Here is a 12,474-nt window from a genome sequence, read left to right as displayed (position 1 = left end):
CCATGATGGGCGCCATGCTGAACGCCGCCCTCGGCTCGCTCCTGACCGTGCCGCTGTCGATCCCCAGCCCCTCCGAAGGGGTCTGGCACGTCGGGCCGGTGCCGCTGCGCGGGTACGCGTTGTGCATCATCCTCGGCGTGGCCGCCGCCATCTGGATCGGCGAGAAGCGGTGGGTCGCCCGCGGCGGCACGGCCGGCGAGGTCATGGACATCGCGATCTGGGCCGTGCCGTTCGGCATCATCGGCGGCCGGCTCTACCACGTGGCGACCGACTGGGAGCTCTACTTCGGCGAGGGGCGCCGCCCCATCGAGGCGCTGTACGTCTGGAACGGCGGTCTCGGCATCTGGGGCGCGATCGCCCTCGGCGGCGTCGGAGCCTGGATCGGCGCCCGCAGCCGCGGCATCCGGTTCCTCCCGATGGCCGACGCGCTCGCCCCCGGCCTGCTCGTCGCGCAGGCGATCGGGCGCTGGGGCAACTGGTTCAACCAGGAGCTGTTCGGCAAGCCGACCGACCTCCCGTGGGGCCTCGAGGTCAGCGACTCCGTCGCCCGCGCCGCCGGTTTCGCGCCCGGCACGCTCTTCCACCCGACCTTCCTCTACGAGTGCCTGTGGAACCTCGCGGCGTTCGCGATCTTGGTCGCCCTCGACCGCCGGCTCCGGCTCGGTCACGGGCGGGTGCTGGCGCTCTACGTCGTCGCGTACACGACGGGCCGCGTCTGGAACGAGATGCTCCGCATCGACGACGTGCAGCTCGAGAACGTGCTCGGCCTGCGCTGGAACGTGTGGACCTCGATCATCCTGTTCGTGGGCGCCGTCGGCTACCTCGTCCTCACCCGGGGCGAGGGACGCGAGGAGGACGTGTACGTCGAGGGGTTCGAGCGCCCCGCGCCGGAGGAGCGCGGCACGGCGGCCACGGCGGCCACGACGGACACGACGGCCGACTCCGAGGCCGACTCCACGGCCGACACGAAGACCGGCACCACCGCCGACGCGACGGCCGACGCCGAGCCGGAGGCGTCGACCGACCGGGAGTGACCCGCGCCCTACCCCCGTCGCGTGCCCGGAACGCGACCGAACTGTTTCACGGTGGTAACCTCAGCGCGCGCAGGGCCAACGTCGTCCCTCCCGCGGATCCCGGAGGTCATGCAGCCCGGGCGAACGAGGTCGTTCGCCGGGCCTTCCCCCGCGGCCCGCTCCAGCTCCACTGACCGTCCGGCCTGCGCAGCTCGCGTGCCGGACCCCGACGACGGGAGACGCATCCGTGCCCATCTCGCACGCGATCCCCGAGGCCCAAGGGCTCTACGACCCCAGGTTCGAGCACGACGCCTGCGGCGTCGCCTTCGTGGCCACGATGACCGGTGAGGCCAGCCACGACATCGTGGCCAAGGCGCTCCAGGCGCTCCGCAACCTCGACCACCGCGGCGCCGCCGGCGCCGAGGTCAACTCCGGCGACGGCGCCGGCATCCTCCTGCAGGTGCCGGACGCGTTCCTGCGCGCCGTCACCGACTTCGAGCTGCCGGCCGCGGGCTCGTACGCCGTGGGCATGGGCTTCCTGCCGGCCGACGCCGACGACCTCGCGAAGGCCCGCACCACCATCGAGGAGATCGCGGTCGCCGAGGGCGCGCGCGTGCTCGGGTGGCGCGACGTGCCGGTGGAGCCGAGCGTGCTGGGCTCGATGGCGCTCGGCGTCATGCCGACGTTCAGCCAGCTGTTCATCGCCCCGGCCGACGCGTCCGTGACGGGCCTCGCGCTCGAGCGCCTCGCCTTCTGCGTGCGCAAGCGTGCCGAGCGCCAGACGGAGGCGTACTTCGCGTCGCTGTCGGCCCGCACCACGGTCTACAAGGGCATGCTCACGACGGACCAGCTCGACCACTTCTTCCCCGACCTGCGCGACGAGCGCATGGCGTCGGCGATCGGCGTCGTGCACTCGCGCTTCTCCACGAACACGTTCCCGAGCTGGCCGCTGGCCCACCCGTTCCGGTTCATCGCGCACAACGGCGAGATCAACACCGTGATGGGCAACCGCAACTGGATGCGGGCCCGCGAGGCCCTCCTCGCCTCCGACGTCATCGACGGGGACCTCGACCGGCTGTTCCCGATCTGCACCCCGGGCGCGTCGGACTCGGCGTCGTTCGACGAGGTGCTCGAGCTGCTGCACCTCGGTGGCCGCAGCCTGCCGCACTCCGTGCTGATGATGATCCCCGAGGCGTGGGAGAACCACGGCGAGATGGACGAGGCCAAGCGCGCGTTCTACGAGTTCCACTCCTCGATGATGGAGCCGTGGGACGGCCCCGCCTGCGTCGTCTTCACCGACGGCACCCAGATCGGCGCCACCCTCGACCGCAACGGCCTGCGCCCGTCCCGCTTCTGGGTCACCGACGACGGTCTCGTCGTGCTGGCCTCCGAGGTCGGCGTGCTCGACATCGATCCCGCCACGATCGTGCGCAAGGGTCGGCTGCAGCCCGGCAAGATGTTCCTCGTCGACACCGCGGAGCACCGCATCGTCGAGGACGAGGAGATCAAGTCGACCCTCGCGGCGGAGCAGCCCTACGCCGAGTGGCTGGCCGACGGCCTCCTCCACCTCAAGGACGTGCCCGAGCGCGAGCACATCGTGCACACGCACGCCTCGGTGACGCGTCGCCAGCAGGTGTTCGGCTACACCGAGGAGGAGCTCCGCGTCCTCCTCACCCCCATGGCGAACACGGGTGCCGAGCCCATCGGCTCCATGGGCACCGACACGCCCATCGCCGCGCTCAGCGAGAAGCCGCGGATGCTGTTCGACTACTTCTCGCAGCTCTTCGCGCAGGTCACGAACCCGCCGCTCGACGCCATCCGCGAGGAGCTCGTCACCTCGCTCAACGGCTCGATCGGCCCGGAGGCCAACCTCCTCGCCCCCGGCCCGGAGTCGTGCCGCCAGATCGTCCTGCCGTTCCCCGTGATCGACAACGACGAGCTCGCCAAGATCCGCCACATCAACCGTGACGGCGACCGTCCCGGCTTCGTCACGCACGTGGCCCGCGGCCTCTACGAGGTCGAGGGCGGCGGCGCGGCGATGGCGGCGCGGATCGCGGAGATCTGCGCCGAGGTCAGCGCGGCGATCGCCGACGGCGCCCGCATCATCGTGCTCTCCGACCGGCACTCGACCAGCGAGCTGGCACCGATCCCGTCGCTGCTGCTCACCGGTGCGGTCCACCACCACCTGGTGCGGGAGAAGACCCGCACGCAGGTGGGCCTGCTCGTCGAGGCCGGCGACGTCCGCGAGGTGCACCACGTCGCCCTGCTCGTCGGGTACGGCGCGGCCGCGGTCAACCCGTACCTCGCCATGGAGTCGGTCGAGGACCTGGCCCGGGCGGGCTACTACGTCACCGCCGACCCCCAGGTCGCGGTGAAGAACCTGGTCAAGGCGCTCGGCAAGGGCGTCCTCAAGGTCATGAGCAAGATCGGCGTCTCGACCGTCGCGTCCTACACGGGTGCGCAGATCTTCGAGGCCGTCGGCCTGTCCCAGGACTTCGTCGAGCAGTACTTCGCCGGCACCACCTCGAAGCTGGGCGGCGTCGGCATCGACACGATCGCCCAGGAGGTCGCGCTGCGCCACGCCGCGGCGTACCCGCGCAGCGGTGTCGCCCCGTCGCACCGCGAGCTGGCGATCGGTGGCGAGTACCAGTGGCGCCGCGAGGGCGAGCCCCACCTGTTCGACCCCGAGACGGTGTTCCGCCTGCAGCACGCCACGCGGGCGGGGCGCTACGACGTGTTCAAGCAGTACACGTCGCGCGTCGACGAGCAGTCCGAGCGCCTCATGACGCTCCGCGGCCTGTTCCGCTTCAAGAGCGCCGAGCAGGGTGGTCGCGCGCCCATCTCCATCGACGAGGTGGAGCCGGTCGAGGCGATCGTCAAGCGTTTCTCCACGGGCGCCATGTCCTACGGCTCGATCTCCCAGGAGGCGCACGAGACCCTCGCGATCGCCATGAACCGGCTCGGCGCGAAGTCGAACACCGGTGAGGGCGGCGAGGACCCGGAGCGGCTCTACGACCCCGAGCGTCGCAGCTCCATCAAGCAGGTCGCGTCGGGTCGCTTCGGTGTCACGAGCGAGTACCTGACGAACGCCGACGACATCCAGATCAAGATGGCGCAGGGCGCGAAGCCCGGCGAGGGCGGCCAGCTGCCCGGTCACAAGGTGTACCCGTGGGTGGCGAAGACCCGGCACTCGACGCCGGGCGTGGGCCTCATCAGCCCGCCGCCGCACCACGACATCTACTCCATCGAGGACCTGGCGCAGCTGATCCACGACCTCAAGAACGCCAACCCGAGCGCGCGCGTGCACGTCAAGCTCGTCTCCGAGGTCGGCGTCGGCACGGTCGCGACGGGCGTCTCGAAGGCGCACGCCGACGTGGTGCTCATCTCCGGCAACGACGGCGGCACCGGTGCGTCGCCGCTCACCTCGCTCAAGCACGCGGGCGGTCCCTGGGAGCTCGGCCTCGCGGAGGCGCAGCAGACGCTGCTCCTCAACGGGCTGCGCGACCGGATCGTCGTGCAGGCCGACGGCCAGCTGAAGACGGGCCGCGACGTCGTCATCGCCGCGCTCCTCGGTGCCGAGGAGTTCGGGTTCGCCACGGCGCCCCTCGTCGTCTCGGGCTGCATCATGATGCGGGTCTGCCACCTCGACACGTGCCCGGTCGGCGTCGCCACGCAGAACCCGGTGCTCCGGGAGCGCTACAGCGGCAAGGCCGAGTACGTCGTCAACTTCTTCACCTACATCGCCGAGGAGGTGCGGGAGCTGCTCGCCGAGCTGGGCTTCCGCAGCATCGACGAGGCCGTCGGCCAGGTCGGTGCGCTCGACGTCGAGCGGGCCGTCGACCACTGGAAGGCCGCCGGGCTCGACCTGGCGCCGATCCTCCACGTGCCCGACAACACGATGTTCCCCGACCAGGACCTGCGGTGCACCAAGACGCAGGACCACGGCCTGGAGAAGGCGCTCGACAACGAGCTCATCGCGATCGCCGCGCCCGCGCTGGAGAACGGCGAGCCGGTGCGCGCCCAGCTCGAGGTGCGCAACGTCAACCGCACGGTCGGCACCATGCTCGGCCACGAGGTGACGAAGCGCTACCGCGGCGAGGGCCTGCCCGAGGGCACGATCGACATCACCCTCACCGGCTCCGCCGGGCAGTCGTTCGGCGCGTTCGTGCCGCGGGGCGTCACGCTGCGTCTCGAGGGCGACGGCAACGACTACGTCGGCAAGGGCCTCTCGGGCGGTCGCATCGTGATCCGTCCCGACCGCTCGGCGACGTTCCGCTCCGAGGAGCAGATCATCGCGGGCAACACGATCGCGTACGGCGCGACGTCCGGCGAGATCTTCATCCGCGGCGGCGTGGGCGAGCGGTGCTGCGTGCGCAACTCGGGCGCCCTGGTCGTCACCGAGGGCGTGGGCGACCACGCGCTCGAGTACATGACCGGCGGCCGCGTCGTCGTGCTCGGCAAGACCGGCCGCAACCTGGCGGCCGGCATGTCGGGCGGCATCGCCTGGGTGCTCGACCTCAAGCAGCAGCGGGTCAACGGCGAGCTCGTCGACCTGCGCGCCGTCGAGGGCGACGCCGTCGAGGAGCTGCACGGCTACGTCCGTGCGTTCTTCGAGGAGACCGGGTCGGAGGTCGCCGAGCAGCTGCTCGCCGACTGGCCGGCCGCCGTGGCTCGCTTCACCGAGGTGATGCCGCGTGACTACAAGCGGGTGCTGGACGCCCGCGCAGAGGCTGAGGCCGAGGGACTCGACGAGGACCAGACGGCCGCCCGGATCATGGAGGTGCTGCATGGCTGACCCGAAGGGCTTCCTCAAGGAGGGCCGCAAGGTCGCGACGCGTCGTCCGGTCGAGGAGCGGGTGAACGACTGGAACGAGGTCTACCCCGACGGCATCGGCCGCGCGCTCCTGCCGATCATCACGCCGCAGGCGGGTCGTTGCATGGACTGCGGCATCCCGTTCTGCCACCAGGGCTGCCCGCTGGGCAACATCATCCCGGAGTGGAACGACCTGGTGTGGCGCGACGACTGGAGCGACGCGATCGAGCGTCTCCACGCGACGAACAACTTCCCGGAGTTCACCGGCCGGCTCTGCCCGGCGCCCTGCGAGACCGCCTGCGTGCTGGGCATCAACCAGGACCCGGTGACCATCAAGAACGTCGAGGTCTCGATCATCGACCGCGCGTGGGAGTCCGGCACGGTGGCGCCCCAGCCGCCGGAGTGGCTCTCGGGCAAGACGGTCGCCGTCATCGGCTCGGGCCCGGCGGGCCTCGCCGCCGCCCAGCAGCTCACGCGGGCCGGCCACACGGTGGCCGTCTACGAGCGGGCCGACAAGATCGGCGGCCTGCTCCGCTACGGCATCCCCGAGTTCAAGATGGAGAAGCGGCACATCGACCGCCGCCTCGACCAGATGCGCCGCGAGGGCACCATCTTCCGGGCGGGCGTCGAGGTGGGCGTGGACGTCACGGGGGAGCAGCTGAAGGCGCGGTACGACGCGGTCGTCGTCGCCACCGGCTCGACCGTCGCCCGCGACCTGCAGGTGCCCGGCCGCGAGCTCGCCGGCATCCACCAGGCCATGGAGTTCCTGCCGCAGGCCAACCGCGTGGCGCTGGGGGAGACCGTCGAGGGCCAGATCCGGGCCGACGACAAGCACGTCGTCATCATCGGCGGCGGCGACACCGGCGCCGACTGCCTCGGCACGTCGATCCGTCAGGGCGCCGCGTCGATCACGCAGCTCGAGATCATGCCGCAGCCCGGCGAGAGCCGTCCGTCCGGCCAGCCGTGGCCGACGTACCCGATGCTGTTCCGCGTCTCGTCGGCGCACGAGGAGGGTGGCGACCGCGTCTACGGCGTCTCCACCAAGGAGTTCGTCGGCGACGAGGACGGCAACGTCCGCGCGCTGCGTCTCGTGGACGTCACCTTCGAGGGCGGCAAGCTCACCGAGGTGGAGGGCACCGAGCGGGAGATCCCGGCCGACCTCGTCCTCTTCGCCATGGGCTTCACGGGCCCCGAGACGAACACCGTCGTCCAGCAGCTCGAGCTCGAGCTCGACGAGCGGGGCAACGTGAGCCGCACCCCGACGTACCAGACCTCGGTGCCCGGCGTGTTCGCCGCCGGGGACGCGGGTCGCGGGCAGTCGCTCATCGTCTGGGCGATCGCCGAGGGGCGTGCGGCGGCCGCCGCGGTGGACGAGTACCTGACGGGCTCGACGTCGCTCCCGGCCCCGATCAAGTCGACCGAGCGTCCCCTGGTCGTCTGATCCCGGCTCCGTCACGACGGGCCGGCACCCCTCGGGGTGCCGGCCCGTCGGCGTCCTGGGGAAAGATTGTTGGAACGTTCAAGGTCCAGTGCCACGGGGGCGAGCCGGGAGCAGTAGGGTCGTCCTGTGCGCCGAGCGAAGATCGTCTGTACGTTGGGGCCGGCAACGGCCGGAGCCCGCCGCATCCAGGAGCTGGTCTACGCCGGCATGGATGTCGCGCGACTGAACATGAGCCACGGCACCCACGCCGACCACGAGGAGAACTACCGGCTGGTCCGGCAGGCCTCCGACTCCAGTGGTCGTGGCGTGGGGATCCTGGCCGACCTCCAGGGGCCCAAGATCCGGCTGGAGACCTTCTCGGAGGGCCCGGTCGTGCTGCGGCGCGGCCAGAGCTGGTGCATCACCACACGCGACGTCGACGGCGACGCGTCGATCTGCGGCACGACCTACAAGGGCCTGCCCGGCGACGTGAAGCCCGGCGACCCCCTCCTCATCGACGACGGCAAGATCAAGCTGCGCGTGGTGTCGAAGACGGACACCGACGTCGAGGTCGAGGTGCTCATCGGCGGCAAGGTCTCCGACCACAAGGGGATCAACCTGCCCGGCGTCGCGGTGTCCGTGCCCGCGCTGTCCGAGAAGGACGTCGAGGACCTCCGCTGGGCGCTGCGGATCGGCGTCGACTTCGTCGCGCTCAGCTTCGTGCGCAACGCGTCCGACGCCGACGACGTGCGGGCGATCATGGCGGAGGAGGGCCGCACGGTCCCCATCATCGCGAAGATCGAGAAGCCGCAGGCGCTCGAGAACCTCGAGGACATCGTCCAGGCGTTCGACGCGTTCATGGTGGCGCGCGGCGACCTCGGCGTGGAGTGCCCCCTCGAGGACGTGCCGTTCCACCAGAAGCGCATCGTCGACCTGGCCCGCACCAACGCGAAGCCCGTCATCGTCGCCACCCAGATGCTCGAGTCGATGATCACGGCCCCCGCGCCCACGCGCGCGGAGACCTCCGACGTCGCCAACGCCGTGCTCGACGGCGCCGACGCCGTGATGCTCTCGGGCGAGACCAGCGTGGGCGACTACCCCGTGACGGCCGTCGAGACGATGGCGCGCATCATCGAGAGCGCCGACCGCCACGCGGCCCGCGACATCCGCGCCCTCGACTGGGACCCGCACACCAAGGGCGGCATCATCGCCCTCGCCGCGGCGCAGGTCGCGGAGCGCGTCGGTGCGAAGTACCTCGTCGCCTTCACCCAGAGCGGCGACTCCGCCCGGCGGGTCGCGCGCTACCGCGGCCCCATCCCCATCCTCGCCTTCACGCCGCTCGCGTCCACCCGTTCGCAGCTGGCGGCGGTGTGGGGCGTCGAGACCTTCAAGACCGCGCCGGTGGAGCACACCGACGAGATGGTGCGCCAGGTCGACGAGGCGCTGCTCCGCATCCAGCGCGTCAAGGAGGGCGACCTCGTCGTCATCATCGCGGGCGCCCCTCCGGGCATCCCGGGCTCCACCAACGCCCTGCGCGTGCACAAGATGGGCGACGCGATCAACGAGGTCGCGCCGGCCTACCGCCGGGTCTGACCCCCGCCTCACCGCTTCACACCGATCAGCGTGTCGAGACGAGCCACCGCGGCCCGTCTCGACACGCTGACGTGCGTCCGGGACGACCTCCGCCACGGGACCCCCGCCAGGTCGAGCGCCCAGCCGCAGAGCTCCAGGAGGTCCTCCGAGCGGTTGCTGAACTGCCACCGCGCGTAGTCGTGGCGACGTACCTCCCCGGTGCCCGGCACACGGCGGCTGGCCCAGTTCCGCACGCGCGAGCCGTCCGAGTGGAACAGCCCGCGGAGGAACGCGGCGGGCTCCTCCTCCACGACCGCCCGCTGCCAGGGCTCCAGCACGATCCCGCGGTCGTGCTTGCGCCCCGGGCCGTGCTGGGGGAAGAGGCAGGTCCAGTGCTTCCAGCCCATTGCGGTCACGATGGCGCCAGGTCGCTCTCGGACGTGAGGTCGGCCCCCGGGCTTCACCGCGCGCATCAGGACGACGAGGCGGGCGTTGGCCTCGACGTACTTCTGGTCGTTGACGATGGTGAGCACCAGAACCTCGCGTCGGGCCTCCACGAGGTGCCCGTCGCCGAGGTACCAGCCGAGCAGCTCGGCGTAGGCAGCCACGTCGAGGACACCGTTCTCGCAACGCGGGCACCGTGCGCTCGTGTGGGACTGGCCGCGAGGGAGCGAGCGGCGTTGATAGTCACGACGCCATCGACGGATGGTCTTCAGCGCTACCCCGTGCAGCTTCGCGTTCTCGGCGTCGGGGATCCCGTCGTCGGAGGCGCGCAGCGCTGACTCGACGGTGCTCCATGGACGGACGTGCATGGGCAGATGGTCGCGGGCGCCGCTGACAGTTCCGACGGCGTGCGGGTGCCGGGTGTGGGATTCGAACCCACAAGTCCTCTCGGACAGTGGTGTTTGAGACCACCGCGTATGCCGTTCCGCCAACCCGGCGAGGGTGCGGCCGCCACCGTAGCCGATCCCGTGACCAACGCGACGCACGGCCCGGCCGGCGTCGTCGCACGCCGGGGCCGCACGGACGGCGCGCGCGGGCTAGCCTTCGGTCTGTGAACGAGCGCGCGCAGGCCCCCCGTCGTGTCGTCATCGCCGAGGACGAGGCGCTGATCCGCATGGACCTGGCCGAGATGCTGGCCGACGAGGGCTACGAGGTGGTGGGCGAGGCCGGCGACGGCCAGCGCGCCATCGAGCTCGCCGAGGAGCTGCGGCCCGACCTCGTCGTGCTCGACGTCAAGATGCCCGTGCTCGACGGGATCGCCGCGGCGGAGCGGATCGCCGCCCAGCGCATCGCCCCCGTCGTCATCCTCACGGCGTTCTCGCAGCGCGAGCTGGTCGAGCGGGCCCGCGACGCCGGGGCGATGGCCTACCTGGTGAAGCCGTTCTCGGCGAGCGACCTGGTGCCGGCCATCGAGATGGCGGTCAGCCGGTTCGCCGAGCTGAGCCAGCTCGAGGCCGAGGTCGGCGACCTCACGGAGCGGCTCGAGACGCGCAAGCTGGTCGACCGCGCCAAGGGGGTGCTGCAGAAGGACCTCGGGCTCACGGAGCCGGATGCCTTCCGCTGGATCCAGAAGACCGCGATGGACCTGCGCCTGTCGATGAAGCAGGTCGCCGAGGGCGTCATCACGCACGGCCCGGGCGCCAGCGGCGCCTGACGGCCCGGTCCGGCCCGCTCCCGCGTGTCGGCACCGTCACACCGATCACGGGAGCAGCGGGCCAGGTCACAAGTTGGCAACGGCCTCCCGAGCCGCTCTCGCCGGGCTCCGTCGAGGACTACGTTGACGCACACGTCGGCGAGGTGCCGACGTGGGAATCCGATTGACGGAGGCTTGATGAAGCGTTCCAGCACCCTGGTCCGACTGGGGGTCGCGATGCTCGCGACGTCCCTCGTCGCCGCTGGTTGTGGCGGCGGAGACGGTGACGGCGACAACGACAGCGACGGCGGCAACAACAACGACAACGCGTCGTCGGCCCCGTCGTGGTACTTCGTCGACGGCAACACCGCCGACTACAGCAGCGACTTCCCCGAGGGCACCCTCGAGGGCGTCCGCGCGACCTACCCCGGTTCCGAGCTCGGCGACGAGTTCCGTGAGCGCCTCCTCGGCGTCAACCCCGACCTCGCCGACTTCACCTACGGCGCGGAGTCCTACGACGCCGTCGTCGTCGCGGCCCTCGCCGCGATCGCGGCCGGCAACGACTCCGGCACGGCGATCGCCAGCAAGCTGCAGGAGGTGTCCGCCGAGGGCGAGAAGTGCACCGACTTCGCCGCGTGCGCCGAGCTCCTCGCCGCCGGCACCGACATCGACTACGACGGCGTGTCCGGCCCGATCGACTTCAGCTCGACCGGCAGCCCGACGTCCGCGTCGATCGGCATCTTCGAGTACGGCGCGGACAACACGTACACGCCGCAGGAGTTCATCACCGGCGAGATCCCCGACTCCGACCCGGTCGAGGGCCAGGAGCTCCCGGCGATCGAGGACGGCGACGGCGTCTTCACCGTGGGTGGCCTGCTGCCGACCTCCGGTGACCTCGCGTTCCTCGGCCCCCCGGAGATCGCGGGCGTCGCGCTCGCCGTGCAGGAGATCAACGAGGCCGGTGGCGTGAACGGTGCCGACGCCGTCGCCCTGCCGACCGCCGACTCCGGCGACGGCACGCCCGACATCGCCGGCGCGTCCGTCGACCAGCTCCTCTCCGGCAACGTCGACGTCATCGTCGGTGCGGCCTCCTCGTCGGTCTCGCTCAGCGTGATCGACAAGATCACGAGCGCCGGCGTCGCGCAGATCTCCCCGGCCAACACGTCGACCGCGTTCGACACCTACGCCGACCAGGGCCTGTACTTCCGCACCGCTCCCTCGGACGTGCTCCAGGGCCAGGTCATGGCGTCGACGCTCAGCGGCGACGGCAAGCAGAACATCGCCATCCTGGCTCGCCAGGACTCCTACGGCGAGGCGCTCGCGGAGAACGTCCGTGACTTCTTCGAGCAGTCGGGCGGCAGCGTCGTGTCCTACCAGCTCTACTCGCCGGAGGCCGCGACCTACACGGCCGAGGTCGAGGCCATCAAGGCCGAGGACCCCGACGCGATCGTCCTGATCGCCTTCGACGAGACGAAGAAGATCGTCCCCGAGCTCGTCGAGGCGGGTCTCAACGGCAACAACTGATGCCGTGACACCACCGGGCACCCGCCCGGTCGCACGTCCCCCAGGCCCCCGGAGAGCTGCGCTCCGGGGGCCTGGGGCTTTTTCTGTGCCCGGCATGGCCCGGCGGCCCCCCTCGCGCCTGGCCGCCCCCGCCCTCTCGGCCCCTCGCCCCCTCGCCCCCTCGCCCTCCTCGGGTCGTGGTGTGAGCCCTGCGGAAACCAGCGGTCTGGCACCACGACCGGCCGGGGCCCCTCGGGGTCGTGGTGCGAGCCCTGCGGAAAGTGGTGGCCTGGCACCACGACCGGGGGCGGACCTGCGGGTACGGCGCGGCGTGAGCGGGCGGCGTACCCCCGTCCCCGTCGGTGGGAGGGGCACGCGGTCAGGTCGCTCGGTCGTCGCTCGGCCCTCTCTTGGGCCCCAGGGCCTCCCAGGGCCTCCCAGGCCCTCTCGGGTCGTGGTGCCAGGCCCGCGGAAAGCGGTGGCCTCGCACCACGACCCGGGAGGCGCCGGGCGCCGG

7 protein-coding genes and 1 tRNA gene are annotated in these 12,474 nt (G+C 71.5%); 6 read left to right on the top strand and 2 right to left on the bottom strand.

Annotation, left to right across the window (positions count from 1 at the left end; all coding sequences use genetic code 11):
• Positions 1-14 precede the first annotated feature (14 nt).
• The 4 genes from lgt (at position 15) to pyk (ending at position 8,839) form a co-directional block, all read left to right on the top strand.
• Positions 15-1,034, top strand: coding sequence for a prolipoprotein diacylglyceryl transferase (lgt, locus tag G3T38_RS14100; protein WP_163772942.1), 1,020 nt, complete (start codon positions 15-17; stop codon positions 1,032-1,034).
• 226 nt (positions 1,035-1,260) lie between these two features.
• Entirely contained in the window at positions 1,261-5,808 is a 4,548-nt protein-coding gene (gene gltB / locus G3T38_RS14095; RefSeq protein WP_163772941.1) for a glutamate synthase large subunit, read from the top strand.
• A complete protein-coding gene (locus tag G3T38_RS14090; RefSeq protein ID WP_163772940.1) occupies positions 5,801-7,267 on the top strand; it encodes a glutamate synthase subunit beta in 1,467 nt (488 codons plus the stop codon). The genes gltB and G3T38_RS14090 overlap by 8 nt, the downstream gene beginning before the upstream one ends.
• Before the next feature lie 126 nt (positions 7,268-7,393).
• The gene (gene pyk, locus G3T38_RS14085) at positions 7,394-8,839 is read left to right on the top strand and encodes a pyruvate kinase (protein ID WP_163772939.1); all 1,446 of its coding nucleotides are present in this window, start codon (positions 7,394-7,396) and stop codon (positions 8,837-8,839) included.
• An 8-nt stretch (positions 8,840-8,847) separates the two neighbouring features.
• On the opposite strand, the gene G3T38_RS14080 is transcribed toward pyk, so the two are convergent.
• Both G3T38_RS14080 and G3T38_RS14075 read right to left on the bottom strand, forming a co-directional pair.
• Positions 8,848-9,630: a transcriptional regulator gene (locus tag G3T38_RS14080; RefSeq protein WP_174267995.1), complete on the bottom strand. Its 783-nt coding sequence runs from the start codon at positions 9,628-9,630 to the stop codon at positions 8,848-8,850.
• Between the two features lie 46 nt (positions 9,631-9,676).
• Positions 9,677-9,759 (bottom strand) — tRNA-Leu (locus tag G3T38_RS14075).
• A 113-nt stretch (positions 9,760-9,872) separates the two neighbouring features.
• On the opposite strand from G3T38_RS14075, the gene G3T38_RS14070 reads away from it, so the two are divergent.
• Complete coding sequence (locus G3T38_RS14070) at positions 9,873-10,475, top strand: ANTAR domain-containing response regulator (protein WP_338037658.1); 603 nt, start codon at positions 9,873-9,875, stop codon at positions 10,473-10,475.
• A gap of 177 nt (positions 10,476-10,652) precedes the next feature.
• Positions 10,653-11,978 carry an ABC transporter substrate-binding protein gene (locus G3T38_RS21050; protein ID WP_241728867.1) on the top strand — a complete coding sequence of 442 codons (1,326 nt, stop codon included), beginning with the start codon at positions 10,653-10,655 and terminating at the stop codon, positions 11,976-11,978.
• The last annotated feature ends 496 nt before the right edge of the window (positions 11,979-12,474 follow it).

The organism is Nocardioides zeae (assembly GCF_010686755.1).
Classification (GTDB): Bacteria; Actinomycetota; Actinomycetes; order Propionibacteriales; family Nocardioidaceae; genus Nocardioides; species Nocardioides zeae.
Note: the sequence above shows the minus strand (reverse complement) of the source record. Positions and strands in the feature narration are given on the sequence as shown.

Excerpts from the sequence above, each read along its gene's own strand:
- lgt (WP_163772942.1), top strand. The coding sequence starts at position 15 with ATGCTGAACGCCGCCCTCGGCTCGCTCCTGACCGTGCCGCTGTCGATC.
- G3T38_RS14090 (WP_163772940.1), top strand. The coding sequence starts at position 5,801 with ATGGCTGACCCGAAGGGCTTCCTCAAGGAGGGCCGCAAGGTCGCGACG.
- G3T38_RS14080 (WP_174267995.1), bottom strand. The coding sequence starts at position 9,630 with ATGCACGTCCGTCCATGGAGCACCGTCGAGTCAGCGCTGCGCGCCTCC.
- G3T38_RS21050 (WP_241728867.1), top strand. The coding sequence starts at position 10,653 with ATGAAGCGTTCCAGCACCCTGGTCCGACTGGGGGTCGCGATGCTCGCG.